The sequence below is a fragment of the Nocardia sp. NPDC050799 genome (assembly GCF_040654015.1).
Classification (GTDB): domain Bacteria; phylum Actinomycetota; class Actinomycetes; order Mycobacteriales; family Mycobacteriaceae; genus Nocardia.
In genome coordinates, this window is record NZ_JBFAHF010000004.1 from 245,388 (window position 1) to 270,241 (window position 24,854).

30 protein-coding genes and 2 pseudogenes are annotated in these 24,854 nt (G+C 69.3%); 24 read left to right on the forward strand and 8 right to left on the reverse strand.

Annotated features, from left to right (window positions below):
* Nucleotides 1–156: 156 nt before the first annotated feature.
* The 9 genes from AB0H42_RS06750 to AB0H42_RS06790 all read left to right on the forward strand — a co-directional run bounded on the left by AB0H42_RS06750 (nt 157) and on the right by AB0H42_RS06790 (nt 8,218).
* On the forward strand, nt 157–1,107 hold the full coding sequence (locus AB0H42_RS06750; protein ID WP_357050854.1) for a redox-sensing transcriptional repressor Rex: 951 nt from the start codon (nt 157–159) through the stop codon (nt 1,105–1,107).
* Nucleotides 1,104–2,531, forward strand: a complete 1,428-nt coding sequence (locus AB0H42_RS06755; RefSeq protein ID WP_357050857.1) for a glutamyl-tRNA reductase — start codon at nt 1,104–1,106, stop codon at nt 2,529–2,531. The genes AB0H42_RS06750 and AB0H42_RS06755 overlap by 4 nt, the downstream gene beginning before the upstream one ends.
* The gene (gene hemC, locus AB0H42_RS06760) at nt 2,528–3,670 is read left to right on the forward strand and encodes a hydroxymethylbilane synthase (RefSeq protein WP_357050860.1); all 1,143 of its coding nucleotides are present in this window, start codon (nt 2,528–2,530) and stop codon (nt 3,668–3,670) included. The genes AB0H42_RS06755 and hemC overlap by 4 nt, the downstream gene beginning before the upstream one ends.
* The gene (locus AB0H42_RS06765; protein ID WP_039826942.1) at nt 3,667–5,229 is read left to right on the forward strand and encodes a bifunctional uroporphyrinogen-III C-methyltransferase/uroporphyrinogen-III synthase; all 1,563 of its coding nucleotides are present in this window, start codon (nt 3,667–3,669) and stop codon (nt 5,227–5,229) included. Before hemC ends, AB0H42_RS06765 begins: the two co-directional genes overlap by 4 nt.
* Nucleotides 5,230–5,565: 336 nt before the next feature.
* The gene (gene hemB, locus AB0H42_RS06770) at nt 5,566–6,543 is read left to right on the forward strand and encodes a porphobilinogen synthase (RefSeq protein WP_357050863.1); all 978 of its coding nucleotides are present in this window, start codon (nt 5,566–5,568) and stop codon (nt 6,541–6,543) included.
* Between the two features lie 8 nt (nt 6,544–6,551).
* Nucleotides 6,552–7,040, forward strand: coding sequence for a hypothetical protein (locus AB0H42_RS06775; RefSeq protein WP_357050866.1), 489 nt, complete (start codon nt 6,552–6,554; stop codon nt 7,038–7,040).
* Between the two features lie 194 nt (nt 7,041–7,234).
* Complete coding sequence (locus AB0H42_RS06780; RefSeq protein WP_357050869.1) at nt 7,235–7,357, forward strand: hypothetical protein; 123 nt, start codon at nt 7,235–7,237, stop codon at nt 7,355–7,357.
* A 33-nt stretch (nt 7,358–7,390) separates the two neighbouring features.
* The gene (locus AB0H42_RS06785; protein ID WP_357050876.1) at nt 7,391–7,906 is read left to right on the forward strand and encodes a hypothetical protein; all 516 of its coding nucleotides are present in this window, start codon (nt 7,391–7,393) and stop codon (nt 7,904–7,906) included.
* A 63-nt stretch (nt 7,907–7,969) separates the two neighbouring features.
* Nucleotides 7,970–8,218 carry a hypothetical protein gene (locus AB0H42_RS06790; protein WP_357050878.1) on the forward strand — a complete coding sequence of 83 codons (249 nt, stop codon included), beginning with the start codon at nt 7,970–7,972 and terminating at the stop codon, nt 8,216–8,218.
* Nucleotides 8,219–8,227: 9 nt separating this feature from the next.
* On the opposite strand, the gene AB0H42_RS06795 is transcribed toward AB0H42_RS06790, so the two are convergent.
* Nucleotides 8,228–8,623 carry a hypothetical protein gene (locus AB0H42_RS06795; RefSeq protein WP_357050882.1) on the reverse strand — a complete coding sequence of 132 codons (396 nt, stop codon included), beginning with the start codon at nt 8,621–8,623 and terminating at the stop codon, nt 8,228–8,230.
* A 179-nt stretch (nt 8,624–8,802) separates the two neighbouring features.
* On the opposite strand from AB0H42_RS06795, the gene hemL reads away from it, so the two are divergent.
* The 8 genes from hemL to AB0H42_RS06835 all read left to right on the forward strand — a co-directional run bounded on the left by hemL (nt 8,803) and on the right by AB0H42_RS06835 (nt 15,812).
* A complete protein-coding gene (gene hemL, locus AB0H42_RS06800; protein ID WP_357051011.1) occupies nt 8,803–10,128 on the forward strand; it encodes a glutamate-1-semialdehyde 2,1-aminomutase in 1,326 nt (441 codons plus the stop codon).
* A 119-nt stretch (nt 10,129–10,247) separates the two neighbouring features.
* Entirely contained in the window at nt 10,248–10,919 is a 672-nt protein-coding gene (locus tag AB0H42_RS06805; RefSeq protein ID WP_357051014.1) for a histidine phosphatase family protein, read from the forward strand.
* 73 nt (nt 10,920–10,992) lie between these two features.
* The gene (locus tag AB0H42_RS06810; RefSeq protein ID WP_357050884.1) at nt 10,993–11,613 is read left to right on the forward strand and encodes a TlpA disulfide reductase family protein; all 621 of its coding nucleotides are present in this window, start codon (nt 10,993–10,995) and stop codon (nt 11,611–11,613) included.
* Nucleotides 11,610–11,864 (forward strand): hypothetical protein, encoded by a 255-nt coding sequence (locus AB0H42_RS06815; RefSeq protein ID WP_357050887.1) that lies wholly within the window; start codon nt 11,610–11,612, stop codon nt 11,862–11,864. The genes AB0H42_RS06810 and AB0H42_RS06815 overlap by 4 nt, the downstream gene beginning before the upstream one ends.
* Complete coding sequence (locus AB0H42_RS06820; protein ID WP_357050890.1) at nt 11,861–12,745, forward strand: cytochrome c biogenesis CcdA family protein; 885 nt, start codon at nt 11,861–11,863, stop codon at nt 12,743–12,745. Before AB0H42_RS06815 ends, AB0H42_RS06820 begins: the two co-directional genes overlap by 4 nt.
* The gene (locus tag AB0H42_RS06825) at nt 12,742–14,361 is read left to right on the forward strand and encodes a cytochrome c biogenesis protein ResB (protein WP_357050893.1); all 1,620 of its coding nucleotides are present in this window, start codon (nt 12,742–12,744) and stop codon (nt 14,359–14,361) included. The genes AB0H42_RS06820 and AB0H42_RS06825 overlap by 4 nt, the downstream gene beginning before the upstream one ends.
* Nucleotides 14,362–14,451: 90 nt before the next feature.
* Entirely contained in the window at nt 14,452–15,420 is a 969-nt protein-coding gene (ccsB, locus tag AB0H42_RS06830; RefSeq protein WP_357050896.1) for a c-type cytochrome biogenesis protein CcsB, read from the forward strand.
* A gap of 167 nt (nt 15,421–15,587) precedes the next feature.
* Nucleotides 15,588–15,812 (forward strand): hypothetical protein, encoded by a 225-nt coding sequence (locus AB0H42_RS06835; protein ID WP_357050899.1) that lies wholly within the window; start codon nt 15,588–15,590, stop codon nt 15,810–15,812.
* A gap of 57 nt (nt 15,813–15,869) precedes the next feature.
* On the opposite strand, the gene AB0H42_RS06840 is transcribed toward AB0H42_RS06835, so the two are convergent.
* Together AB0H42_RS06840 and AB0H42_RS06845 are read right to left on the reverse strand one after the other, a co-directional pair.
* The gene (locus AB0H42_RS06840; protein ID WP_063130316.1) at nt 15,870–16,070 is read right to left on the reverse strand and encodes a hypothetical protein; all 201 of its coding nucleotides are present in this window, start codon (nt 16,068–16,070) and stop codon (nt 15,870–15,872) included.
* Between the two features lie 235 nt (nt 16,071–16,305).
* Complete coding sequence (locus tag AB0H42_RS06845; protein ID WP_030525606.1) at nt 16,306–16,518, reverse strand: BldC family transcriptional regulator; 213 nt, start codon at nt 16,516–16,518, stop codon at nt 16,306–16,308.
* 224 nt (nt 16,519–16,742) lie between these two features.
* On the opposite strand from AB0H42_RS06845, the pseudogene AB0H42_RS06850 reads away from it, so the two are divergent.
* The 3 genes and pseudogenes from AB0H42_RS06850 to AB0H42_RS06860 all read left to right on the forward strand — a co-directional run.
* Nucleotides 16,743–17,000 (forward strand): annotated as a pseudogene (locus AB0H42_RS06850) (DUF4229 domain-containing protein); the annotation flags it as partial.
* Nucleotides 17,001–17,116: 116 nt separating this feature from the next.
* Nucleotides 17,117–18,202 carry a PLP-dependent cysteine synthase family protein gene (locus AB0H42_RS06855; RefSeq protein ID WP_357050902.1) on the forward strand — a complete coding sequence of 362 codons (1,086 nt, stop codon included), beginning with the start codon at nt 17,117–17,119 and terminating at the stop codon, nt 18,200–18,202.
* A 62-nt stretch (nt 18,203–18,264) separates the two neighbouring features.
* On the forward strand, nt 18,265–18,858 hold the full coding sequence (locus tag AB0H42_RS06860) for a winged helix-turn-helix domain-containing protein (protein ID WP_357050905.1): 594 nt from the start codon (nt 18,265–18,267) through the stop codon (nt 18,856–18,858).
* On the opposite strand, the pseudogene AB0H42_RS06865 reads toward AB0H42_RS06860, so the two are convergent.
* Nucleotides 18,835–19,233 (reverse strand): annotated as a pseudogene (locus tag AB0H42_RS06865) (ATP-binding cassette domain-containing protein); the annotation flags it as partial. The gene AB0H42_RS06860 and the pseudogene AB0H42_RS06865 overlap by 24 nt on opposite strands.
* 108 nt (nt 19,234–19,341) lie before the next feature.
* Here AB0H42_RS06865 and AB0H42_RS06870 point away from each other — a divergent pair.
* From AB0H42_RS06870 to AB0H42_RS06880, 3 genes are all read left to right on the forward strand, one after another.
* Nucleotides 19,342–19,563: a hypothetical protein gene (locus AB0H42_RS06870; protein ID WP_039826929.1), complete on the forward strand. Its 222-nt coding sequence runs from the start codon at nt 19,342–19,344 to the stop codon at nt 19,561–19,563.
* The gene (locus tag AB0H42_RS06875) at nt 19,564–20,139 is read left to right on the forward strand and encodes a Clp protease N-terminal domain-containing protein (RefSeq protein ID WP_357050908.1); all 576 of its coding nucleotides are present in this window, start codon (nt 19,564–19,566) and stop codon (nt 20,137–20,139) included.
* Nucleotides 20,140–20,253: 114 nt separating this feature from the next.
* Nucleotides 20,254–20,637 carry a phage holin family protein gene (locus AB0H42_RS06880; RefSeq protein ID WP_357050910.1) on the forward strand — a complete coding sequence of 128 codons (384 nt, stop codon included), beginning with the start codon at nt 20,254–20,256 and terminating at the stop codon, nt 20,635–20,637.
* A gap of 5 nt (nt 20,638–20,642) precedes the next feature.
* Here AB0H42_RS06880 and AB0H42_RS06885 read toward each other — a convergent pair whose 3' ends face one another.
* On the reverse strand, nt 20,643–21,515 hold the full coding sequence (locus AB0H42_RS06885) for a 1,4-dihydroxy-2-naphthoate polyprenyltransferase (RefSeq protein ID WP_357050913.1): 873 nt from the start codon (nt 21,513–21,515) through the stop codon (nt 20,643–20,645).
* A 151-nt stretch (nt 21,516–21,666) separates the two neighbouring features.
* Here AB0H42_RS06885 and AB0H42_RS06890 point away from each other — a divergent pair, with 151 nt between their 5' ends.
* A complete protein-coding gene (locus tag AB0H42_RS06890) occupies nt 21,667–21,954 on the forward strand; it encodes a hypothetical protein (protein WP_357050916.1) in 288 nt (95 codons plus the stop codon).
* A 47-nt stretch (nt 21,955–22,001) separates the two neighbouring features.
* On the opposite strand, the gene menE is transcribed toward AB0H42_RS06890, so the two are convergent.
* From menE to AB0H42_RS06905, 3 genes are all read right to left on the reverse strand, one after another.
* Nucleotides 22,002–23,165 (reverse strand): o-succinylbenzoate--CoA ligase, encoded by a 1,164-nt coding sequence (gene menE, locus AB0H42_RS06895; protein ID WP_357050918.1) that lies wholly within the window; start codon nt 23,163–23,165, stop codon nt 22,002–22,004.
* A 296-nt stretch (nt 23,166–23,461) separates the two neighbouring features.
* On the reverse strand, nt 23,462–23,845 hold the full coding sequence (locus AB0H42_RS06900; protein ID WP_357050921.1) for a VOC family protein: 384 nt from the start codon (nt 23,843–23,845) through the stop codon (nt 23,462–23,464).
* A 70-nt stretch (nt 23,846–23,915) separates the two neighbouring features.
* Nucleotides 23,916–24,809 (reverse strand): 1,4-dihydroxy-2-naphthoyl-CoA synthase, encoded by an 894-nt coding sequence (locus tag AB0H42_RS06905; RefSeq protein WP_357050923.1) that lies wholly within the window; start codon nt 24,807–24,809, stop codon nt 23,916–23,918.
* Nucleotides 24,810–24,854 lie beyond the last annotated feature (45 nt).

Genomic DNA, 24,854 nt, shown 5'->3' on the forward strand with positions numbered 1-24,854 from the left:
AGTTACGGTGGTGGCACGCGAGCCGCAGGCCGGGGCGAGTATCCGGCCGCCGGTAGCAGGTGAATCAACCCATATCCGACCCCGTCATCGGCGCATGGACCGCAACGGAGGTCGCCGAGCACCCGAGCCGCATCGGCCCGGACGAGGAGTCAGGACGTGACAGAGCAGCATGAGACGCGCGACGTCTCCGGCGATGCTCCCAACGTCACCACCCGCACACTGCAGAAGGACATCCCCCAGGCTACGGTGGCGCGGCTGGCCACCTATCTCCGGGTGCTCGCCCTGCTGACCGATGACGGTGTGGCCATCGTATCCAGTGAGGAACTGGCTGTCGCGGCGGGTGTCAATTCCGCCAAACTGCGTAAGGACCTGTCGTTCCTGGGTCCCAACGGGGTTCGCGGTGTGGGCTACGACGTGGCGCGGCTGCGGGCCCGGATCGAAGATGTGCTCGGGCTGTCCGGGGGGCATCGGGTGGTCCTGGTCGGCGCCGGCAATCTCGGGCGCGCGCTGGTCGGCTATCGCGGGTTCCGGCGCCGCGGCTTCGCGGTGGTCGGGGTCTTCGACAACGACCCCGAGGTGATCGGCCGCGAGGTCGAGGGCCTGCGGGTACGTGACGCGGCCGGCCTCACCGACGGGATCGCGGTACTGCGCCCGACCATCGCGGTGATCGCCGTGCCCGACGATGCTGCCCAGCAGGTATGCGACGAACTGGTCGCCGCCGGGGTGCAGTCCATCCTGAGTTTCGCGCTGTGCCCGCTGACCGCGCCGCCGGGCGTCGAGTTACGCCGGGTGGATCTGGCGGTGGAGATGCAGATGCTCTCGTTCGAGCGGGTCCGCAACGCCGACCCGGGTGAGGGCGGGAACACCGTGGATGTGGCGGAGAACGCGCCCCGAGCGGCAAACGATCCCACGACGGTCGGCGTTGCAACCGGTAGTGCCGTGCCGTCCGCTCACCCACTGAACGGCTCGGGCCGGATCGCTCGCCGGATGCCCGCGCATTCGACGCCGGGCTCCACCGGGCTGTCCCATTGCGCGGCGCAGGCCGCCCAGACGACCTCGCATACGGCAACGGAGCCAACCAGCAAGGGATCGGTGGTCACACCATGAGCGTTCTTCTCGTCGGTATCTCACATCGCAGCGCGCCCGTGGCGATGTTGGAGAAGGTGGCGATCACCGATGCCGATCGGCCCAAACTGGTCGACCGCATGCTGGCCTCCAGCCATATCTCCGAAGCGATGATCGTCTCCACCTGCAACCGGGTGGAGATCTACGCGGTGGTCGATGCCTTCCACGGTGGCCTGGCCGATGTCGGTGAGCTGCTGACCGCCCATTCCGGGCTGCCGATGCCGGAACTGACCCGCCACGCCTATGTGCGCTACAGCGAGGCCGCCGCCGAGCATTTGTTCGCGGTGGCCAGCGGGCTGGATTCGATGGTGGTCGGCGAGCAGCAGGTGCTCAGCCAGATCCGCAGCGCCTACACCACCGCCGACGCCCAGCAGGCCGTCGGCCGGACCTTGCACGAGCTCTCCCAGCAGGCGTTGCGCGTCGGTAAACGGGTGCATTCGGAAACCGGCATCGACCGGGCCGGCGCCTCGGTGGTGTCGGTGGCCTTGGACCGGGCGACCACGGTTCTCGGACCGCTGGCCGGTCGTACGGCCGCGGTGATCGGCGCCGGCGCCATGGGCGGCCTGTCGGTCGCGCATCTGGCCCGTGCCGGGATCGGGCGGATCCTGGTGGTCAACCGCACCATCGAACGTGCGCAGCGGCTCGCCGCGACCGCGGAGTCGCACGGCGTGGCGGCCCAGGCCTATGAACTGTCCCGGCTCGCCGACGCGCTGTCGGTGGCCGACGTGGTGGTCACCTGCACCGGCGCGGTGGGGTCGGTGGTCACCCTGGCCGACGCGCACAACGCGCTGTCGGACCCCGATCGCGGGCCGGGCCGCCCGATGGTGTTCTGCGATCTGGGCCTCCCCCGGGATGTGGACCACGCGGTGGCGGGGCTGCCCGGGGTCACGGTGATCGATATCGAGACCCTGCAGCACGACCCGGCCGCCGGCGCCGCGGCCGGCGATACCGCCGCCGCACGTGCCATCGTCGCCGAGGAACTGGCCAAATACCTGGCCGGACAGCGTATGGCCGAGGTCACACCGACCGTCGCCGCGCTGCGCCAGCGGGCCGCCGAGGTGGTGGAGGCCGAACTGCTGCGGTTGGATTCGCGGCTGCCGCGGCTGGCCGACCCCGACCGTGACGAGGTGGCCCGCACCGTGCGGCGGGTGGTGGACAAACTGCTGCACGCGCCGACGGTGCGGGTCAAACAACTGGCCAGCACCCCCGGCGGCGACAGCTACGCCGAAGCGCTGCGCGAACTGTTCGAACTGACACCCGGATCGGCCCAGGCGGTCGCTGCGCCCATGGAGATCAGCCGAGCCGAACACAACGGGGCCGGCTGGATGGGACTGGACGGCGAAGTAGCCCTGGCCGACGATTTCACACCCGGCGGCCACGACGAGGAACAGGAGCAGTCGACATGACCATCCTGCAGGGCTCGGACGCGGCAGCGGCCGCGGGCGCCGGGGGGCCCGGGGCGGGCCGGCGCCCATGGCGGATCGGCACCCGCGGCAGTCTGCTCGCGCGTACCCAGGCCGGCGACGTGCGGGACGCATTGATCGCGGCCGGACAGCCGGCGGAGCTGGTGATCGTGGAAACACCGGGCGATCTGTCCGCCGACCCGATCCAGGAGATCGGGGTGGGCGTGTTCACCAGTGCGCTGCGCGCCGAACTCGCCGCCGCGAACATCGATATCGCGGTGCACTCGTACAAGGACCTACCCACCGCCGGCGACGACCGTTTCGCACTCGCCGCGGTACCCCCGCGCCAGGACCCGCGCGACGCGCTCGTCGCCCGCGACGGCCTGGTACTGGGTGAGCTACCACCGGGCGCGGTGGTCGGCACTTCCGCGCCGCGCCGGGTGGCGCAGCTGCTGGCCTTGGGCCTGGGCCTGGAGATCCGGCCGCTGCGCGGCAATCTCGACACCCGGCTGCGACAGGTCGCCGAGGGCGAGCTGGACGCCGTCGTGGTCGCGCGCGCCGGATTGGCCCGGATCGGCCGGCTGGATGCCGTCACCGAAGCGCTGGAACCCGTGCAGATGCTGCCGGCGCCCGCGCAGGGTGCGCTGGCCGTCGAATGCCGCGCCGACGACACAGACCTGATCGAGCTGCTCACCGTCCTCGACGACGCCGCCACCAGAACGGCCGTCACCGCGGAACGGGCGCTGCTCGCCGAACTCGAGGCGGGCTGCACCGCGCCCGTCGGAGCGATCGCCGAAATCGTCGAATCTCTGGACGACGACGGGCGCATCGTCGAGGAACTCTCGCTGCGCGGCTGCGCCGCCGCGCTCGACGGTTCCGATGTGATACGGGCCTCGACGGTGGGAGCACCGGCCGAGGCCGCCGAACTCGGCCGCGCACTGGCCCGCGAACTACTGGAGTTGGGTGCGCAGGAGCTACTCGCCGCCGAACCCGGCAACGCGGAACCGGACCTCGCGAGAGCCGGAGACAACACCACCCCGGTGGGAACGAGCACCGCGGCAGCGGAAACGAGCGCCGCTGCCGCGGGAACGAGCACCGCCACGGACTTCACCGAACCCAGTCCAATGGAGAACAACCGATGAGTCGAGCCAGCAAGAAGCATCCGGGGCGGATCCTGTTCGTCGGATCGGGCCCGGGGGACCCGGCATTGCTGACCACCCGATCGCGCGAAGTGTTGTGCCGGGCCACCCTCGCGTTCACCGATCCCGATGTGGACGCCGGGGTGCTCGCCCTGATCGGCACCGAGGTCGAACCGGAACCCGACGGGGAGCGCTCGGTCGATGTCCGGCCCGCCCTCGGTGAGCCCGCCGAGGTCGCCAAAACGCTGATCGCCGAGGCCAAAGCCGGCCACGACGTGGTGCGGGTGGTCTCCGGTGACCCGCTCACCACCGACGCGGTGATCGCCGAGGTCACCACGGTCACCCGTTCGCATATCGTCTTCGAGGTGCTGCCCGGGCTGCCCTCTGGTTCGGCGGTGCCCAGCTACGCCGGTATCGCGCTGGGCTCCGGTCACACCGAGGCCGATGTGCGTGGCGAAGTGGACTGGCCCGCCCTGGCCGCCGCGCCCGGACCACTGGTGTTGCACGCCACCTCCGGCCATCTGGCCGAAACCGCGAGCGCCCTGGTGGAACACGGTATGGCCCCGCAGACCCCGGTCGCGGTCACCGTCCGCGGCACCACCCGCCAGCAGCGCACCATCGAAGCCACCCTGGCCACCCTGAACAGCGCCGCCTCCGAGCTGGTCGGCCCGCTGGTGGTCACCATCGGCAAGGCGGTCGCGCAGCGGTCGAAGATGTCGTGGTGGGAGTCGCGCGCGCTGTACGGCTGGACCGTGCTCGTGCCGCGCACCAAGGACCAGGCCGGCGAGATGAGCGAACGCCTGGTCACCCACGGCGCCATCCCCAAGGAAGTGCCGACCATCGCGGTGGAACCGCCGCGCAGCCCCGCCCAGATGGAACGCGCGGTCAAGGGTCTGGTGGACGGTCGCTACCAGTGGGTGGTCTTCACCTCCACAAACGCCGTCCGCGCGGTCTGGGAGAAGTTCGCCGAATTCGGTCTCGACGCCCGCGCGTTCTCGGGCGTGAAGATCGCCTGTGTCGGCGAGGCCACCGCCGAAAAGGTGCGCTCCTTCGGTATCAACCCGGAACTGCTGCCCAGCGGGGAGCAGTCCTCGCTCGGCCTGCTCGCCGACTTCCCGCCCTACGACGACGTATTCGATCCGGTGAACCGGGTCCTGTTGCCGCGCGCGGATATCGCCACCGAGACCCTGGCCGAAGGACTGCGCGAACGCGGCTGGGAGATCGACGACGTCACCGCCTACCGCACCGTGCGGGCCTCCCCGCCGCCCGCGGAAACCCGCGAGATGATCAAAACCGGTGGCTTCGACGCCGTGCTGTTCACCTCGAGCTCCACGGTCCGCAATCTGGTCGGTATCGCCGGAAAGCCGCACGCCCGAACCATCGTGGCCTGCATCGGCCCGAAAACCGCCGAGACCGCGGTGGAGTTCGGCCTGCGTGTCGATGTGCAGCCGGAGGTTGCCCAGGTGGGCCCGCTGGTGGAAGCCCTCGCCGAACACGCGGCGCGGCTGCGGGCCGAAGGGCTCTTGCCGCCCCCGCGTAAGAAGAGCCGCCGCAGCCGGTAATCGCCGACGCTCGGATCGCCGGCACGACGCTACGTGGTCGCGGCTGGTGCTCCGAGCGTCGACCGGCTCGGTGACCAGCATCGGTCAGTGGCCGGGCTTGGGCTTCACGGGTAGGCCCACGCCGCACCCGCGAATGCCCCGCGTCCGGGTCCGCTGTCGGTCGTCATCCACCTTTCGCTGGTGGACCCACCTTTTCCTCGGGCACCAGTGGCCGCTACGTCTGTTCACCCGTCGCATCCTCGGGCATTGCGCCGGACACCATCCCGGCCCCGCGATGCCCTGCCCCGGTCTAGGGGCGCCGAACCCGCCTGTACCGGCACCCCTAGACTTCATCCCATGAGCGGTATCGAGCGTCCGCGGCGCCTGCGGCGTACGCCGGCGTTGCGGCGGCTGGTGGCCGAGACCAGTCTGGAGCCGCGGCATCTGGTGTTGCCGATGTTCGTGGTGGATGGGTTGTCCGAGCCCCGGGAGATCGGTTCGATGCCCGGGGTGTTCCAGCATTCGCTGGATTCCCTGCGCAAAGCTGCCACCGAGGCCGTCTCGGCCGGCGTGGGTGGGCTGATGTTGTTCGGGGTGCCGAAGCCGGAGGACAAGGATCCGCTGGGGAGCGGCGCGACCGATCCGGAGGGCATCTTGAACCGGGGGCTGCGGGCGCTGGCCGCCGAGGTGGGGGATGCCACCGTGGTCATGGCCGATACCTGCCTCGACGAGTTCACCGACCACGGCCATTGCGGGGTGCTGGACGGTTCGGGCGCGGTCGACAACGACGCCACGGTGCGGCGGTATGTGGAGATGGCGCTGGCGCAGGCCGCGGCGGGCGCCGATCTGCTCGGTACGAGCGGAATGATGGACGGTCAGGTCGGCGCGATCCGCGAGGGGCTGGACGAGGCGGGCCGGACCGAGACCGCGATCCTCGCCTACGCGGCCAAGTACGCGTCGGCGTTCTACGGCCCCTTCCGGGAGGCGGTGGCGTCGTCGCTGCAGGGCGACCGCCGGACCTATCAGCAGGACGCGGCCAACCGCCGGGAATCGATCCGGGAGCTGGAGCTGGACCTGGAGCAGGGCGCCGACATCGTCATGGTGAAACCGGCCATGTCGTATCTGGACATCTTGCGCGAGGTGGCCGACCGTTCACCGGTACCCGTTGCGGCGTATCAGATTTCCGGGGAGTACTCGATGATCACGGCGGCGGCCGAGCGTGGCTGGATCGATCGACGCGGCGCCGTGCTGGAATCGCTGACCGGTATTCGTCGCGCGGGCGCGGATATCGTGCTCACCTATTGGGCGACGGAGGCGGCGCTCTGGCTGTCATGACTCCGCCGGTGGATATTGTCACCGCGCGGCAACTGTGGTGGGGCGTAATCGGTTTGGGTGTGGGCCGGTTGTTCGTGTCCCTGGGCGACACCCTGACCAACCGCGAGCGGTTCAGCGCGGATTTCCGGGAGCGCATGCAAGCGGCGGACCCGCAGATCACACCGGCGATGGTCGACCTGCTGGTCACGGTGGGGGCGGTGCTGGGCGTGATTCTCGGGCTGGCGGTCGCCGCGCTGGCGGTGCTGGTCGTGCACCAGCTCGGTAAAGGAAAGCTGTGGGCGCGGACCCTGCTGACCTTCGCCGGGGTCTGGCTGGTGATCTCCGGGGTGATCGCGCTGTTCTCCATCGGCGTGGTGGAGGGGACCGGGCCGGTGCTGTCCGGGGCGGCGTCCATCGTGCAGGCGGTACTGGCCGGCGGGGCGATCTTCCTCTGCCAGCGCCCGGAAGCCGCGAAATGGTTTCTGCCGCGTGGACCCGGGGCTCCCGGAAATCGTTGAGAGCCGGAACCGGCTCGCTGACCTGGGCGTTGTTGCCGACAGTCGGCCGGTGGCCCATTCAAATAACGAACGTGGAGTTTGTTCCCGGTATTCCGCCATGTATGGTGAGGGCTGTCACAGAGGACATGCCAACCGGCGGCCTCGGGTACCCGGTCACTAGGACGGGAGACCTGACCGTCCGGGGATCGGAGGCAATGATGCGAGTGGTGATCCAGCAGCCACAGAGTATTCGGCGGGACATGCTCGTACTGACTCTTCTGGTCCTGTTCGGGGTCCTCACCGTCGCGGTTCTGCTGATCCCCGGCGTTATCGGCTGATCCGGGTGGCCCTCGTTTCCGGCCGGCTCGCCCATGCCTGATCGAGTGGACACCGCCCCGGAGGCCGGGGAGATTTTCTTCGCCGAGCCCGGAGCCCGCTGGCGGGCGGTCGCCTACGGCCCCCTGGTCTGCGCGCTGCTGCTGGCCGCGGAGATCGCGGCGGGTGCCACACCGCACTGGTTCGCCCTCATCTTCTGCGCCGTACTGATCAGTGGGTTCGCGGTATTGCAGGTGTACGCCGCCCGCACCCATGTCAGTGTCGAACTCACCGACGGCTTTCTGCGCAACGGTGCCGAGACGACACCTGTCCGGTCCATCGCGGCGGTGCTGCCGGTGGACGCGGACGAACCCTGGGAGAGCGGCCGGGCGCTCGGCGAACTGAGCGGTGTACCGCGGCGGCGTACCGCGATCGGGTTGCGCCGCACCGACGGCGAACTGGTACGCACCTGGGCCAAGGATCATCGCGCACTGCGGTCGGCGCTGACCCGGGTGGTGGGCGTGCCCCCCGTCGAGGCGGATCACGCACCGGAGCCCGGTCGCGACGATTGATTATCGGGTCGCGGGCGGGCACGATCGGGTGATCGCGTCCGAGCCGCCGACCCGAGGAGACCTGTGAACCGTTCGCTCGTCCTACCGGCTGCCGATATCGCGCTGGCGGTTCTCGCGCTCGCCCTGGTCGCGCTCTGCTGGAACCTGGGCGTCCAGAACACCGATTTTCCGGCGACCGGAGATGTGCCGGCCTACACCGCGACCCGGTATGCGGGGCCGTGGTTGTTCCTGGCGATGCTGCTGATGGCGGGTGCGGGTACCGCAGTCATCGATGCGGTCGCCCGGCTGGTCCGGGTGCCGCGGCGGGCCTGAACCGGCCGGTCAGCGCCACTGCTGGTAGATATCGAACACCCGGCCGTGCGGTGCGCCGGGAACGTGGAAGAACACCAGCACCGAACCGCCGTTGTCGGCCGACTCCAGGATCACCTGGCGCAGCGACGCGTGGACACCGCCGTTCTCGTCGCGGTAGAGACGAGTGTCACTGTCGAGTCCGGCGCCGATCCGGGAAGGCGGGATCACATGGTCGACCAGGGCCGGGATCGGGCCCGCGGCCAGCGCCGCGGTTTCGGGCTGGTTCAACCGGAATCCGGCGCGCGCGTTGTCGGGGTCCACGACAGGTTCGGCGGCTGCCGCCGTACCCGCGCCGAGGCCGGTGGCCAGGGCTCCGAGGGCGACCGAGACCAGAGAAAGAGCCGCAGTACTCCTGGCAATTCGCAAAACGACCTCCCCGGCCGGTGATCCACTGTTAGTTCCGATGCAGAGAGAGACTACGCACTCGGGTCCTGACCCGGCTGTATTTGGCTTCGTCGGTGTCGCCGTCGCGGCGTATGTCACGTTCGCGCACCCTGTCGTCGACGCCGCTGGGAGAGGCTGCCAAACTGGAGGCCGTGAGTTCTCTGCGCGTGGCCGGTACGGCGGTGCCGGCCTCCAGTCAGCTTTTCCAGCGAGCCGAAGCGGTCGTTCCCGGTGGTGTCAATTCCCCGGTGCGCGCCTTCGGCTCGGTGGGCGGCACGCCGAGGTTCATCACATCCGCCCGGGGCTGCCGGCTGACCGACGCCGACGGTAACGATTACGTCGATCTGGTGTGCTCCTGGGGGCCGATGATTCTCGGGCACGCCCATCCGGCGGTGGTCGAGGCGGTTCGCGAGGTCGCCGGGTCGGGATTGTCCTTCGGGGCGCCGACACCGGGCGAGGTGGAATTGGCCGAACTCATCGTCGAGCGGGTCGCTCCGGTGCAGAAGGTGCGGCTGGTGAATTCCGGGACCGAGGCGACCATGAGCGCGGTCCGGCTGGCGCGCGGATACACCGGGCGCACCAAGATCATCAAATTCGCCGGGTGTTATCACGGCCACGTCGACGCGCTGCTGGCCGAAGCGGGTTCCGGGGTCGCGACATTCGCGCTGCCGACCTCGCCCGGCGTCACCGGGGCGCAGGCCGCCGACACCATTGTGGTGCCCTACAACGATCTGGACGCTGTGCGCGCCGCTTTCGAGGCGAACCCGGGCGAGATCGCCGCGGTGATCACCGAGGCCGCCGCCGGGAACATGGGCGCGGTGGCGCCGCTACCCGATTTCAATGCCGGGCTGCGCCGGATCACCTCCGATCACGGGGCGCTGCTCATCATGGACGAGGTGATGACCGGTTTCCGGGTGAGCGCGGCCGGTTGGTACGGACTCGATCCGGTGGCCGCCGACCTCTACACCTTCGGAAAGGTGATGAGCGGTGGGCTGCCCGCGGCCGCGTTCGGCGGCCGGGCCGAGGTGATGGACCGGCTGGCCCCACTGGGCCCGGTCTACCAAGCGGGCACCCTGTCCGGGAATCCGGTGGCCGTGGCCGCCGGGCTCGCGACCCTGCGCGCCGCCGGCGCCGCGGTGTACGCCGCGCTGGACCGCAACAGCGAACGGCTCGGGATTCTGCTCACCGACGCCCTCACCGGCGCGGGGGTCCCGCACCGGGTGCAGTTCGCGGGCAATATGGTCAGCGTGTTCTTCGCCGATGAACCGGTACTCGACTACGCCGCCGCCAAGGCGAGCGCGACCTGGCGCTACCCGGGCTTCTTCCACGCGCTGCTCGACGGCGGGGTGTACGCGCCGCCCAGCGCGTTCGAGGCCTGGTTCGTCTCGGCCGCGCTCGACGACGCCGCGTTCGACCGAATCGCCGCAGCCCTGCCCGCCGCCGCCGAAGCGGCCGCGAGCGCCACACCCGAAGGAAATCGCGCGTGAGCAAGCCCGACCCCGAGCGCGTATCCGCCGCCCCGGCAGACCAGGACGATCCGATATCCATTACCGGACCCGCCGTCCCCGCGGCGGAGACCGGCACCGATCTCGGCACGCCGGGTGAGGTGGCCGCGACCGCGCCGTCGACCGGTGCCGCCGATGCCGAATCGGTCGAAACCATCGTGCATGTGCTGCGGCACGGTGAAGTGCACAATCCGCGCGGGATCCTGTACGGCAGGCTGCCCGGTTTCGGTCTGTCGGTGACCGGGCGGGCGCAGGCCGGCGCGGTCGCGCGGGCCTTGGCCGATCACGATATCGCCCTGGTCATCGCGTCGCCGCTGCAGCGCGCGCAGGAGACCGCCGAACCCATCGCGGGCCGGCACGGGCTGACCGTGCGCACCGACGAGAACCTCATCGAGGCCGGTAACACCTTCGAGGGGCTGCGGGTGTCGGTCGGGGACGGCGCACTGCGCAAACCCCGGCACTGGTGGAAACTCCGCGACCCGTTCACTCCGTCCTGGGGTGAGCCCTACCTGCAGATCGCGCACCGCATGCTGGCCGCGGTGAACAAGGCCCGGGTGGAGTCGGCCGGCCGTGAGGCGGTGCTGGTCTCCCATCAGCTACCGGTGTGGACGCTGCGGCGGTTTCTGCAGGGCCAGCGCCTCTGGCACGATCCGCGCACCCGGCAGTGTGGTCTGGCCTCGCTCACCTCGCTGGTGTACCGCGGCGACACACTCGTCGATATCGTCTACTCCGAGCCGGCGGGTGGTTCGGATCCGACGGTGCATGGCGCATGAACGGTCAGCGCCCGGAGGCGGTAGCGCAGCGTGACCACGCAAGCGCCCGTTCATGCGCCGGAAGGCAGAGCGCATGAGAAAGGGTGCCGCGGCATTCGGGTTCCGGCTGCTGCCGGCGCTCGCCGCACTGCTGTGCCTGACCGCGTCGGCCTGTTCGACCGGTACCGACGCGGTGGCCACGGGCGGCACCTTCGAATTCGTCTCGCCGGGCGGGCAGACCGATATCTTCTACGATCCGCCGTCCACGCGTGGCACGATCGGCAAGCTCTCGGGACCCGAGCTGATGTCCGATACCGGGGAGAACGTCTCGGTGGAGGATTTCCCGGGCCAGGTCGTCGTCATCAATCTGTGGGGGCAGTGGTGCGGGCCCTGCCGCGGTGAAGCCCCCGCGCTCGAACAAGTTCACGAACAGACCAGAGATCTCGGGGTCGCTTTCCTCGGGATCAATGTCCGTGATTTCCAGCAGGACAAAGCGCAAGATTTCGTCATCGATAACCACGTCGGTTATCCGTCGATCTACGACCCGTCGATGCGCACACTGCTGGCGCTCGGTGGAAATTTCCCGACCAGTGTCATTCCCACAACTCTGGTGCTGGATCGGGACCACCGGGTGGCGGCGGTTTTCCTGCGCGCCCTACTCACAGAAGATCTTTTACCGGTGGTGCAGCGCATCGCCGCGGAGGGAGCATCATGAGAAGTCTTCGATCCCGAGGCGTACGCCGCTACGGGGCGACCCGGCCACCGCGCGGAGTCCGGGCCGAGGTACTGGTGAAGTCCTCGCTCGGCTCGTGGGAGCTACAGCCCGCGGCCCAGCAGCCCGGCAGCGACCGGCGGGTGTCGAGTTCGCGCCCGTCCGGTGGCCGGGGATCGACCGCGCCGGGTGGCCGCGGTGACGAGCGGCGCGTGAACAACTCCGAGGGCGAAGCGGAGCGTAGTTCGCGTTGACGGTGTTGGCAGGAGTGGGGGAATCGTTTCAGCAGACAGCGGCCACCGGGCCGTTGCTGCTCGCCCTCGGCGCCTGCCTGCTGGCCGGTCTGGTGTCGTTCGCTTCGCCGTGCGTCGTGCCGCTGGTGCCGGGGTATCTGTCCTACCTGGCCGGTCTGGTCGGTGCGCAGGCGCCGCCGGCGACCGTGGATCAGGTCCGGCGCAACCGGAGCGCGGCGCCCGCCGGTGGCACCGGCACGGCGGTGCTCACCGAAACCCCCGCCGTCGCGGCGACCGCGTCCGTCCCCGATTCCGGGCGGCTGCGGGTCGCGGGTGCGGCGGGACTGTTCGTCGCCGGTTTCACGGTGGTGTTCGTGCTGGCCACCGCCACCGTGTTCGGCCTGATCCAGACCCTCAATGTCAACCGGGAACTGCTACAGCGCCTGGGTGGCGTGGTCACCATCGTGATGGGTCTGGCGTTCCTGGGTCTCATCCCGGCGTTGCAGCGTGATACCCGGATGGCACCCCGGCGGCTGGCCGGGATCGCCGGGGCCCCGCTGCTCGGCGCCGTGTTCGCGCTCGGCTGGACCCCGTGCCTGGGCCCGACGCTGTCGGGCGTGATGGCGGTGGCCGCCGGTACCGAGGGCACCACCGCGGTGCGCGGCGTGGCCCTTATCGTCGCCTACTGCCTGGGCCTCGGCCTGCCGTTCGTGATCCTGGCCTTCGGGTCGGCGAGCGCGCTGCGCGGTGTGGGGTGGCTGCGGCGTAATTCCCGGCGGATCCAAATCGTCGGCGGAATGCTGCTGGTCGCGGTCGGGGCGGCGTTGGTCACCGGAGCCTGGGACCAGTTCGTCGGCTGGGTCCGTGACGGCTTCGTCGCCGAGGTGACGCTGCCGATATGACCGTGACGATGCGTCCCGGGGCGCCCCCGGTCCAACCGCCCCGGCAGTCCCCGCCGGGCCGCGCCCGCGCGCTGGTGCGCAACGCCTGGCGCGGGCTCACCAGTATGCGGACCGCGCTGGTGCTGCTGTTCCTGCTGGCCCTGGCCGCGATTCCGGGTGCCCTGCTGCCGCAGCGCAGCCTGAACGAGCAGAAGGTCGCGACCTATATCGCCGACCGGCCGGTGCTCGGTGCGTGGATGGACCGGTTCGAGCTGTTCGACGTGTTCTCCAGCTTCTGGTTCACCGCGGTCTATGTGCTCCTGTTCATCTCCCTCGTGGGCTGCATCCTGCCGCGCACGGTGGACCACTACCGCGCGCTGCGGACCCCGCCGGTGCGCGTGCCGCGCAATCTGGCCCGGCTGCCGCACCACCATCGAGTGGTGCTCGACGGCAGTGCGGACGAGATCGCCGAGCGGGCCCGGACGCGGCTGCGCGGCTGGCGTATCGAGACCCGGCCCGGGGAGCGCGATGGCGAGGTCACGCTGTCGGCGGAGAAGGGCTACACCCGCGAACTGGGCAATCTCGTGTTCCACCTGGCCCTGGTGGGTCTGCTGGTGGCCATCGCGGTCGGGAAGTTGTTCGGTTACGAGGGCAACGTGATCGTCGTCGCGAACAACGGGCCCGGTTTCTGCACCACCTCGCCGGCGGTGTTCGACTCGTTCCGGGCCGGGAACGTGAACGACGGCACCGGGATGACCCCGATGTGCGTGAAGGTGAAGAATTTCCGGGCCGACTATCTCGACAACGGCCAGGCCGAGATGTTCACCTCCGATATCTCGTATCAGGAGGGCGCTGATCTGGCCGCGGGTACCTGGCGGGATACGACCATCCGGGTGAACCATCCGCTGCGCGTCGGCGGGGACCGGGTCTATCTGCAGGGGCACGGTTACGCGCCGACGTTCACTGTGACCTTTCCGAACGGCGAGCAGCGCACCGAGACCGTGCAGTGGCAGCCCGACGATATGCAGACCTTCCTCTCCAGCGGGGTGCTGCGGATCGACCCGCCGGGCGGGATGTTCGCCACCGAAGCCGAGCGCCGGCAGAACCAGATCGCGATCGAGGGACTGTTCGCGCCGACTGCCGGTTTCCACGGGTCGCTGCTCACCTCGGTATTCCCGGAGATGACCGATCCGGCGGTGGCGGTCGATATCTATCGCGGCGACACCGGGCTGGACACCGGCCGCCCGCAGTCGATCTTCGCGCTCGATCAGGAGATGGTCGCGCAGGGCCGGCTCGCCAAGGAGGCCCGGGTGAATCTGCGACCGGGTGAGACCACAACACTGCCGGGCGGCACCGAGGTGCGTTTCGACGGGGCCGAGGAGTTCGTGAATCTCCAGGTCTCCCATGATCCTGCGCAGCAGTGGGTGCTGGTCAGTGCGCTGGTGATGATGGGCGGGCTGCTGGTCTCGCTGCTGGTTTCGCGGAGGCGGGTCTGGTTGCGGGTGACCCCGGAGGGTACCGTGGAGCAACGACGCGTCGTAGTAGAAATGGGCGGACTGGCCCGTACCGATCAGGCCGGCTGGGGCGGGGAGTTCGATCGCCTGCGGCACCGGCTGCTGGACGCGTCCGGCGACTGATCGCCGCCCCTGAGCACCCGCGTGGGCGACCACGCACGGGCAGCAGTGCTGTCCACCGAGCACCGCGGTACGAACACGGGAGATGTAACGATGCCGATCGACGATACGCTCGCCGGCTACAGCGACCTCGCCTACAAGACGTCGATCGTCGTGTACGCGCTGGTATTGCTGCTATTGATCGTGCAGTACGCCTCGGCGCGGGTCCGGCGGGTGAACGAGCGGGAGATGGTTCCCGCCGGCGGGGTCGTCGCGGGCAGCGCCACCCCGGGCCGGATCGCCGAGACGCCCACCCTGCCGCTGTCGGAGCGACTCGGCAATATGGCCTTCTCGGTGCTGTTCGTGGCGGTGGCCCTGCACGTGGGCTCGATCGTGCTGCGCGGTTTCTCCACCGGACGATTCCCCCTCGGCAATATGTACGAGTTCGTATCCATGGCGACCGCGGCCGCGGCGGTGGTCGGCCTGGTACTCATGCGGGACGCCCGTTTCCGGGCGATGTGGGTGTTCCTGCTCGTGCCGATGCTGATCCTGATGTTCCTCGCGGGCACTGTGTTGTATACCGACGCGGCCCCGGTGGTCCCCGCGCTGCGCTCGTTCTGGTTGCCGCTGCACGTCACGATCGTGAGCCTGGGCAGCGGGGTGTTCCTGGTGTCGGGCGTGGCGAGTCTGCTGTTCCTGTACCGGCTGCGTCAGCCCGAGGGCGCCGAATCCTCGAATCTCCTGGGCACGATCGCACGTCGCCTGCCCGATGCCCGCACGCTCGACCGGCTGGCCTACCGCACCACCATCATCGGGTTCCCGCTCTTCGGTGCCGGGGTCATTCTCGGCGCGATCTGGGCGGAGGCGGCCTGGGGACGGTTCTGGGGCTGGGATCCGAAGGAGACCTGCTCGTTCATCGCCTGGGTGCTCTACGCCGCATACCTGCACGCGCGGGCCACCTCGGGCTGGCGGGACACGAAGGCCGCGTGGATCAATGTGGCGGGTTTCGTGGCGATGCTGTTCAACCTCTTCATCATCAATCTGGTCGTTTCCGGGCTGCACAGCTACTCCGGCCTGACCTGATCGGACGGCTATTTCTCCGGCCGTAATGATCGTTACGCCGCCGCAATGCACGGTTGCTATTGTTCGGGCGGGTTATTTGCTGAACTGTACAGGGCCCGGCCTGCGATATATCGGGTGTGACCGGTCATTTCCCCTCCATAGCGCGGCGAGCAATGAGGAGAGCGGCAGTGGATTCGGAGAATTTCAGTTCGGATAACAGCGGCGATGCCGATTGTTGCGCATCCGTGGCCGCGAACAGCGCGCTCATCTGCGGTCTGGAGCCGGACTCCCTGGTCAGATTGGTGCGCACCGCGGTCGGATTACCGGCCGAGGCGCTCGACCGATTGGCCGTGGTGGCGGATAAATTGAGGGCGGTCGAAGGACTGCCTCAACTGGACAGCACCAGCGATTGAACCTGCCCTCCGGGCCGCGGGAAAATACCCGCGGCCGGGCGTTGTCGGGGCGCGGGGTCAGTGTTCGGCGGGACCCGGATCGCCGTCCCGATGTTTCTGCTGACGCGAGATACGCCAGAGGAATTCGGGATCGTCATCCGGGCCGAGAACACGCTTTCGGGTCGGTCCCGGAGTGGGCGTGCTATGCCCGGGGCCGAATGCCTTCCAGCACAGCACCACGATCGCAACGATCGCGATGAGTGCCAACAGGTACATCACGTGGCTCACCTCCTCCAACGAGGTTAACTCCACGAGCCGCTACCGGGTAAGTGCGGCCGCGGGGCCGGCGTACCTACGCCTCCGTACCTACGCTTTGCCGACGCCGCGCGCGAACCGCGGACGGGCCTCGCCCCACTGTGCTCATCGGGCGGTCCGCTCGACCCGGCCCAGCTCAGCCGCGCGAAGGAAGCGGCCGAGCTGTCCGCGTAGTGGTGCCGTCCGTGTGGACGCGGTCTCAGCCGCGTACGGTCGCCTCGGTGGTGAGCGATTCGAGCAACCGCATCACCTCCGATTCACGGAACCGGCGATGGCCACCCGGGGTGCGCAGCGAGCCGAGCCGTCCGGCATGCGCCCAGCGGGTGACGGTCTTGGGGTCTACGTGGAACAGGGTGGCAACCTGGCCCGGGGTCAACAGGTTCTCCTGCGCCCCCATGGCGATCGCGGTCATGGCAAACCTTTCTGTTTCGTCACGTTTCTCATCGGGTTCCGACATAGTGGCACCGCGACCCCCGGGTGTTCGAACCACCTACTGTTGGTAAAGCGGAGGTAATGGACAAAACGGATACGCGTTACGAGGGGGTTCGGTGCGTCGCTTACGCTGGTCAGGTGAGTGACACGAACCTATCCGAGGAACCGAACACCCCCCGGCCCGGTACGTCGCCGGGCCGGCGGCTGGCACGCAATCTGGCGCTCTACACCCTGGCCCGGCTGGTGCTGGTCGCGATACTCACCGCCATCATCATGGCCGTGACCGCGGTGGTCGGGGTGCAGATTCCGCTGGTCGTGTCGATTCTCTTCGCGATCGTCATCGCGCTGCCGCTGTCGCTCACCCTGTTCAAGGGACTGCGCGCGAAAGTGAACTCCGATATCGCGGCGGTGGACGAACGCCGCCGCCGGGACAAGGCGCAGCTGCGCGCCCGGCTGCGCGGGGAGCCCGAAGCCGCGGAACCGGAGAAGCCCGCTGCGCAGGGGCCCGGTACCACAGCCGAGAGCGCGCCGGAAGCAGATCCGGAGCGAGGAGAAAAAGGTAGCTCCGGCGGCCCGGCGTGAGGTCCTGCGCGCGCGGCAACCCGCGCGGCTGGGCCGATGAGGCGGTCCGGCTCATCGATGCCGACGCCCAGCGCAGCGCCGACACCCATCTGCTGCGATATCCGCTGCCCGCCGGCTGGGATGTGCAGCTCTACCTGAAGGACGAATCCACCCATATCACCGGCAGCCTGAAACACCGGCTGGCCCGGTCCCTGTTCCTCTACGCCCTGTGCAACGGCTGGGTCACCGAGGGGACCACGATTGTCGAGGCCTCCTCCGGGTCGACCGCGGTGAGCGAGGCGTATTTCGCCCAACTGCTCGGCCTCGACTTCGTGGCGGTTGTTCCGGCCAACACCTCACCGCAGAAGATCGCGCTCATCGAAGCCCAGGGCGGGCGGTGCCACTACGTCCGGCGTCCACCCGATATGTACACCGAGGCGGCCCGGCTGGCCGCCGAATGCGGCGGCCACTACCTGGACCAGTTCACCAACGCCGAACGCGCGACGGACTGGCGCGGGAACAACAATATCGCCGAGTCCATCTTCGACCAGCTGACCCTGGAATCCCACCCGGTGCCGGAGTGGATCGTGGTCGGCGCCGGCACCGGCGGTACCAGCGCGACCATCGGCCGGTATCTGCGCTACCGCAGGTATCCGACCCAGCTGGCCGTGGTGGATCCGGACGACTCCGCGTTCTACGGCGCCTACGAGACCGGGCAGCGCGACTATACGACCGGTATGCCGTCACGGATCGAGGGGATCGGGCGACCCCGGATGGAACCGTCGTTCGTGCCGGAGGTGGTGGACCGGATGATCCACGTCCCCGACGCCGCCTCCATCGCCGCGGCCCGGTTCGCGAGCCGGGGGCTCGGCCGGAAGGTGGGCGGTTCCACCGGAACCAACTTCTGGGGCGCATGCGCGCTGATCGCGCAGATGCTGGCGACGGGGCGCAGCGGCAGCGTGGTCACTCTGCTGTGCGACGGCGGTGAACGCTACGCGGGCACCTATTACAGCGACGAATGGGTCGCGGGTCAGGGCTGGGAACTGTCCGAGCCCACGGCGGTCCTGGACGAGTTCCTGGCCACCGGCCGGTGGCGGGGCTGACCACACGACCCGATGGTGACGACACGCTGACGGGGCGGCGCGGCGCATACGATGACGTCGGTATGGTTCCCGACCCGGGCCGCTCGCACGGCCGTCCTCCGGTGATCCCGGCCGCCGCGGACGAAACACTCGTGGTGACCCGGCTGGGTCGTATCGCGCTGCGCCGCGACGCCGAACTGGTGGCACTGCCGGGGACCCGGGCCCGATTGCTACTGGTCGCGCTGGCGCTGCGGCCGGGTCGCAGCCGCAGCGCCGCCGTACTCATCGAAGATGTCTGGGGCGATGCGCCGCCGCGCTCGCCGATGAACGCGCTGCACACCCAGATCTCGCGGCTGCGGGCCGGGCTGCCCGAGGGAGTGCCGCCGGCGGGTCCGGCCGGATATAGGCTCGCGCTCGGGCCGGAACAGGTGGATCTGACGGCGGCGCGGCACTCGGCACGCCGGGCCGGTGCCGCGTTGGCCGCGGGTGATCCAGCCGGGGCGGTGGCCATCGTGGAACAGGCACGCGGCCTGTGGTCCGGGGAGCCGGGTGCCGAGCTGCCGCCGAGCGAACCGGCCACCGAACTCGCCGATCTGGCCGCGGAATACGCCGGGGAACTCGACGATATCGAGCGGTCGGCCCGGGCGGCCTGCGGTGAGTTCGAATTCCTCCAGTAGTTCGGCAGTCCGGCGTCTGGCCGCCGCTCGGCTCAGTCCGAGCAGCCGGGAGAAGACCATCAGGTTCTCGGTGGCGGTCAGGTCCTCGTCGACCGAGGCGTACTGGCCGGTGACGCCGATGAGCGACCGTACGGCGCCCGGTTCGGCGACGACATCGTGGCCGAACACCCGGGCGCTGCCGCCGTCGGGGCGGAGCAGAGTAGCCAGCATGCGGATGGTCGTGGTCTTTCCCGCCCCGTTCGGCCCGAGTACGCCGTAGACCGAGCCCTGCGGCACGGACAGGCTCACCCCATCGACGGCCCGCTGGGTGCCGAACACCTTGACCAGGTCGTTCGCCTCGATCGCGAAGGTGGCGGCGGATACGTGATTCGTCATAGCGGCTACGGTCCTCTTCCCGTCTTGCGCGGCTCTCGCGCCGCGATTGCGTCCACCTGTCGTCAATTTTTGTTGACATTGGGCGCAAGTGTCAATAAAAATTGACGTATGACAGAAGCAACCACGCTGGCCGCGGCGGCGGGCAGCCCGGACCCCGCGGTGGGTCTACGGGCGGTGCTGGCGCTGCGCAGACTCCTCGAACGGCTCGAAGCGATCCAGGTGGGCAATGCCCGCGACCAGGGCTGGTCCTGGCAGGCCATCGCCGACGCACTCGAGGTCAGCAAACAGGCGGTCCATCAGAAGCACAACCGGAGAGACAGGGGTCGATAGATGTTCGAACGATTCAGCAGGGCCGCCAGAACGGCGGTCGTCGCGGCGCAGGAGCAGGCGCGGGAACTGGGGTCCCCGGAGATCCGGGTCGAGCACCTCCTGCTCGGACTGTTGGAAGAGGGCGAACCGCCACTGCGCTCGCTACTGGAACAAACCGGGCTCACGCTGCACGGCGCGCAGCAATCGCTGAGCGCCGCGACCACGGACGACCCGCTGGGCTCCGGTGACGCCGAGGCACTGCGTTCCATCGGTATCGACCTGGACGCGGTGCGCGAAAGCCTGGAAGCCGGATTCGGTGCCGACGCACTGGACCGCGCGATCCCCGCGGACGAATCCCGCGGCCGTCGCCGCGGCGGGCGGTTCGGGCATATCCCGTTCACGCGCGACGCCAAGAAAGCGCTGGAACTGTCGCTGCGCGAAGCCCTGGCGCGCAAGGACAAATCCATCGAATCAGGGCATGTCCTGCTCGGTATTCTGCGCGCACCCGGCCCGGTCGCCACCGAACTGCTCGGCGGCCCCGACGGGATCGCCCGCCTGCGCGGCGAGATCAACACCCTCCTCGACAAGGCGGCATGAGCGCGGCCGGCCCGGCCGCACACGGCGTTCCCCGACTCCTCGGGTCACGCCGGCGGCCGGGGCGGAATCCCGCTGTATCCGGCGCGCGACGCTCCGGTGTGCTTAGCATGAGATATGCAGCTTGTGCTCCGCTTGATCGGCACCGCCTTCGCTATCTGGCTCGCCGCGCTATGGGTCGGCAATATTGAACTCGTCTCCCCGCCCGACCAGGGCAACGGTGCGAAAGTCGTGGTCCTGCTCGCGGTGGTGGCGGTGTTCACCGTGGTGAACGCCTTCGTCAAACCGCTGGTGAGACTACTGTCGCTACCCCTGGTCATCCTGACCCTCGGCCTGTTCCTGCTGGTGATCAACGCCCTGATGCTGTGGCTCACCGCCTGGATCACCGAAGCCACCGACTACGGCCTGCGGATCGAGGGGTTCTGGGCGGCGTTCCTGGGCGCCATCATCATCACGATCGTCAACTGGGCCATCGGCATCCTGATCCCGGACAACGACTGAAAGGTTCAGGTGCCGAGCCAAAGGGCGACGGCGGACAGTACGGACCAGGCGAGTAGGGCGAGGCCGGAATCGCGCAGGGCGGGAATCAGCTCCAGGCCGGCGCGGTCCGCCCGGACGGGCGCGTTCGCGCGGACGGCCAGGGGGAGAGCCAGCAGGCCGGCCAGGGCCCAGGGAGTACGGGCCGCCAGTGCCAGGGTCAGCACGAACGGGACCACCAGCAGAACCAGATGTACGGTGCGGGTGCGGGTATCGCCCAGTTTCACCGCCAGCGTCGTTTTACCGGTCTCGCTGTCGGTCGGGATATCGCGCAGGTTGTTGGCGACCAGGACCGCGCTGGAGAACGCGCCGACCCCGACCGCGAGCGCCACCCCGGCCCAGTCGATCCGGAGCGCTTGGACGTACTGCGTACCCAGCACCGCCACCAGGCCGAAGAACACGAAAACGGCGACCTCGCCGAAACCGCTGTAGCCGTAGGGTTTGCTTCCGCCGGTGTAGAACCAGGCGCCCGCCAGGCATACCGCGCCGACCAGCAGCAGCCAGGGGGCCGACAGCACGGCCAGGATCAGCCCGAGTACCGCCCCGACCGCGAGGCTCCCGACCGCCGCCCCCCGGACCGCGGCGGGGGAGGCCAGCCCGGAGCCGACCAGCCGCAGCGGGCCGACGCGTTCGTCGTCGGTGCCACGGATCCCGTCGGAGTAGTCGTTGGCGTAGTTGACCCCGATGATCAGCGCCAGAGAAACACCCAGCGCCATGAGTGCTTTCCACCACACCGCACCGTCGAGGGCGGCCGCGGCGCCGGTACCGGCCACGACGGGCGCGATCGCGTTCGGCAGAGTTCTGGGCCGGGCGCCCTCGATCCATTGTGCAGCGGTAGCCATCTCCGCAGCCTAATGCGCGGGATCGAGCGCAGCCCAGCGAGCGGTTACTTGCCCGATCGGCTCATCAGGGGCATTCTCGACAAGGTTGGACTGATCTTCCTCTCGGCGGGTAGTCGCCCGGCGAGGCGTACACGGAGGAGAGGAGCCCATCATGGCCCAGCGTGACAAGCTGCCCCGGACGATCGATCCGGGCACCTTCGAAGCAGTGCCCGAGGCCGACCGTGCCGAACAGACCGCACCGGCCTACCCCGACGATGTCCCCTACAGCGAAATCGATCCCCGGTCGGTGCCCGACGATATGCCGGTACCCGACGAACCCGCGGTGGTCGGCGGGGGCCCCGACGAGTGGCACGCGAACCCGGTCGATATCGCCGAACAGGCCATCGCGGTCCCGCTGGGGGACGATTACGAAGGCGACTACGGCGACGACGAGTCCTGATCCAGCGAGCCCGGTCCGCGGTGGGATCCACCGCGGACCGGGCTCGCTCAGGACGCCGACCCGGCCAGCAGATGTCTGCGCAGTGCGCCGCGATCGGGTTTCCCGGGTCCCAGCAGCGGGATCTCGTCGACGAGGGTGAGTTCGCGCGGGGCGGCCACGGCATCCAGTTCGGCCAGCACATGCTCGCGCAGCTCGTCGAGAGTGGGCGCGGACCCGGGCGCCGGGACCACCGCGAGCGCCACCCGCTGACCCAGCCTGTCGTCGGGTAGGCCGAGCACCACACATTCCGACACCGCGGGATGGGTGGCGAGTACCGCCTCCACCACCTGCGGGATCACCAGCAGGCCGCCGGTGCTGATCGCCTCGTCCAACCGGCCCAGGACGCGCAGTACACCGTCCTGGAAGACCCCGGCGTCGTCGGTGCGGAACCAGCCCGGTTCCGCGAAGGCCGGATGGTCGGGCATATTGCGGTACCCGGCGGCGAGCATCTCGCCGCCGAGCAGAATGCGGCCGTCCTCGATCCGCACCCCGGCCCCGGTCAGCGGGACACCGTCGTAGACGCAGCCACCGCAGGTCTCACTCATCCCGTAGGTGCGCACGACATTGATTCCGGCGTTCCGGGCCCGCTCGTACACCGGGGAGGGGGTCGCGGCGCCGCCGATCAGCACCGCGTCCAGCTCGGCCAGCGCGGCTGCCGCGGTGGGCGTCTCCAGGACCTTGATCAACTGTGTCGGCACCAGCGAGGTGTACCGGCGTTCCCCGCGCATACCGGCGATCGCACCGGCCAGCGCCTCGGGCAGGAAACCGCCGGAGACATCCACCACCGTCGGCTCGGTACCGGCCAGCAACGACCGCAGCAGCACCTGCAGTCCGGCGATGTGATGAGTGGGCAGGGCGAGCAGCCAGCTACCCGGGCCGCCGAGCCGTTCGTGGGTGGCATCACCGCTGGCTCGCAACGCGGCGGCGGTGAGCATGGCGCCCTTCGGGACCCCCGTCGTACCGGAGGTGGTGACCACCAGCGCGATATCGTCGTCGATCGGCTCGCCCGGGGCGAGCGCGTCACCCAGCCGGCGGGCTTCGCGCCGGTCGCTGGCGGGCACCGGCAGCCAGGCCGCCGAACCGCTACCGTCCAGCACCTGCCGCAGGTGCGGCAGCACATCGCTGACGCCACTGCCGGTGGGTATGGGCAGAGTACGCAAGGTTTTCGTCACGGCCGCGCCTTGTCCCCGGCTTGCCGGAAGGCCGCGATTCGCTCGCTGCGCTCGCTTACGGCAGCGATGGTTTCCTGCCCGCCGGAAAGCGGACAGCAGGGGTCGATGCTGCCGGGACAGGGCGCCGGAGCCGGCTGATCGGATTGGGCTGGGCCAGGCATGGGACTGCGATTCACTCGTCGGACGGTACGAAAGCGGTCGCACCGGGCGTCGGTGATCGGGCGGCCATCCGATCGTATCGTCGCCCGAGGGACCGGGGGTTGGCAACCCGGCAGAAAACTCGGCCCACACCGGGGTCAGCGGGTGTCCCGTCGGATCGGGTGCTCCTCCGGCACCTCGACCAGCACGATCGGCACCCCGTCCGGATCGGTCACCCACATCTCCACCAGGCCCCACGGCTCGGTCACCGGTGCCCGGTCGATCGCCACCCCGTTGAGCGTCAGCTCCACCGCCACCGCGCCGACATCACGCACCTGCAACCAGATCGCGCCCGCGAAACCCCGCGGGTCGGCGTCGGAACCGCCGTGCCCCGACACCTCGATGAGCGACTGCCCGGCGAAGAAAACCGTTCCACCCGGGTATTCGCGATAGATCGCCAGGCCGAGAGAGTCCCGATAGAAGGCCAGGGTGGTCGCGTAGTCCCGGGGTCGCAGGATGATGCGGCTGCTGAGGATGTCCATCGGAGGGAAGTCTAGGGGTGTTGAGGCGGTGTTGTGTCCGATTCGCGGCGCCGGAGGCGGCGCCGAGAATTCAGAAGTACCAGGGGTACGGGGTCCAGTCGGGTGCTCGTTTCTCCAGGAATGAGTCGCGGCCCTCGACCGCCTCGTCGGTCATGTACGCCAGTCGGGTGGCTTCCCCGGCGAACAACTGCTGTCCGACCAGTCCGTCGTCGGCCAGGTTGAAGGCGTATTTGAGCATGCGCTGGGCCTGGGGTGACTTGCCGTTGATGGCTTCCGTCCATTCCAGGGCGACGTTCTCCAGTTCCGCGTGGTCGACCACTTCGTTGACCGCGCCCATGGCGTGCATGTCCTCGGCGGTGTAGGTGCGGCCGAGGAAGAAGATCTCGCGGGCGAATTTCTGGCCGACCAGTTTGGCGAGATAGGCACTGCCGTAGCCGCCGTCGAAGCTGCCGACGTCGGCGTCGGTCTGTTTGAAGCGCGCGTGTTCGCGGCTGGCGAGAGTGAGGTCGCAGACGACGTGCAGGCTGTGGCCGCCGCCGGCGGCCCAGCCGTTGACCAGGGCGATCACGATCTTGGGCATGAACCGGATGAGCCGCTGGACCTCCAGGATGTGCAGCCGGCCGGCACGTGCCTTGTCCACGGTGTCGGCGGTGTCGCCGCTGGCGTACTGGTAGCCGCTGCGGCCGCGGATGCGCTGGTCGCCGCCGGAGCAGAACGCCCAGCCGCCGTCCTTGGGGCTGGGGCCGTTCCCGGTGAGCAGGACGGCGCCGACATCGGCGGTCGTCCGGGCGTGTTCGAGGATGCTGAAGAGTTCGTCGACCGTGTGCGGGCGGAAAGCGTTGCGTACTTCGGGGCGGTCGAATGCGATCCGGACGGTGCCCTGTTCGATGTGGCGGTGGTAGGTGATGTCGGTCAGGTTCTCGAACCCGGCCACTTCGCGCCACAGCGTCGGATTGAACGTCATGGGGGTGATTACACCAGGCTCGGCGGGGCCGCCGGCGGGCCGTTG

Coding starts and splice junctions, on each gene's coding strand:
- hemB (WP_357050863.1), top strand. CDS start 5,566: ATGAGCGGTATCGAGCGTCCGCGGCGCCTGCGGCGTACGCCGGCGTTG.
- AB0H42_RS06885 (WP_357050913.1), bottom strand. CDS start 21,515: ATGGCTACCGCTGCACAATGGATCGAGGGCGCCCGGCCCAGAACTCTG.
- ccsB (WP_357050896.1), top strand. CDS start 14,452: ATGCCGATCGACGATACGCTCGCCGGCTACAGCGACCTCGCCTACAAG.
- AB0H42_RS06900 (WP_357050921.1), bottom strand. CDS start 23,845: ATGGACATCCTCAGCAGCCGCATCATCCTGCGACCCCGGGACTACGCG.
- AB0H42_RS06875 (WP_357050908.1), top strand. CDS start 19,564: ATGTTCGAACGATTCAGCAGGGCCGCCAGAACGGCGGTCGTCGCGGCG.
- AB0H42_RS06810 (WP_357050884.1), top strand. CDS start 10,993: ATGAGAAAGGGTGCCGCGGCATTCGGGTTCCGGCTGCTGCCGGCGCTC.
- AB0H42_RS06780 (WP_357050869.1), top strand. CDS start 7,235: ATGATGCGAGTGGTGATCCAGCAGCCACAGAGTATTCGGCGGGACATG.
- AB0H42_RS06890 (WP_357050916.1), top strand. CDS start 21,667: ATGGCCCAGCGTGACAAGCTGCCCCGGACGATCGATCCGGGCACCTTC.
- AB0H42_RS06815 (WP_357050887.1), top strand. CDS start 11,610: ATGAGAAGTCTTCGATCCCGAGGCGTACGCCGCTACGGGGCGACCCGG.
- AB0H42_RS06755 (WP_357050857.1), top strand. CDS start 1,104: ATGAGCGTTCTTCTCGTCGGTATCTCACATCGCAGCGCGCCCGTGGCG.
- AB0H42_RS06860 (WP_357050905.1), top strand. CDS start 18,265: ATGGTTCCCGACCCGGGCCGCTCGCACGGCCGTCCTCCGGTGATCCCG.
- AB0H42_RS06825 (WP_357050893.1), top strand. CDS start 12,742: ATGACCGTGACGATGCGTCCCGGGGCGCCCCCGGTCCAACCGCCCCGG.
- AB0H42_RS06905 (WP_357050923.1), bottom strand. CDS start 24,809: ATGACGTTCAATCCGACGCTGTGGCGCGAAGTGGCCGGGTTCGAGAAC.
- AB0H42_RS06845 (WP_030525606.1), bottom strand. CDS start 16,518: ATGACCGCGATCGCCATGGGGGCGCAGGAGAACCTGTTGACCCCGGGC.
- AB0H42_RS06765 (WP_039826942.1), top strand. CDS start 3,667: ATGAGTCGAGCCAGCAAGAAGCATCCGGGGCGGATCCTGTTCGTCGGA.
- hemC (WP_357050860.1), top strand. CDS start 2,528: ATGACCATCCTGCAGGGCTCGGACGCGGCAGCGGCCGCGGGCGCCGGG.
- AB0H42_RS06785 (WP_357050876.1), top strand. CDS start 7,391: ATGCCTGATCGAGTGGACACCGCCCCGGAGGCCGGGGAGATTTTCTTC.
- AB0H42_RS06880 (WP_357050910.1), top strand. CDS start 20,254: ATGCAGCTTGTGCTCCGCTTGATCGGCACCGCCTTCGCTATCTGGCTC.
- AB0H42_RS06870 (WP_039826929.1), top strand. CDS start 19,342: ATGACAGAAGCAACCACGCTGGCCGCGGCGGCGGGCAGCCCGGACCCC.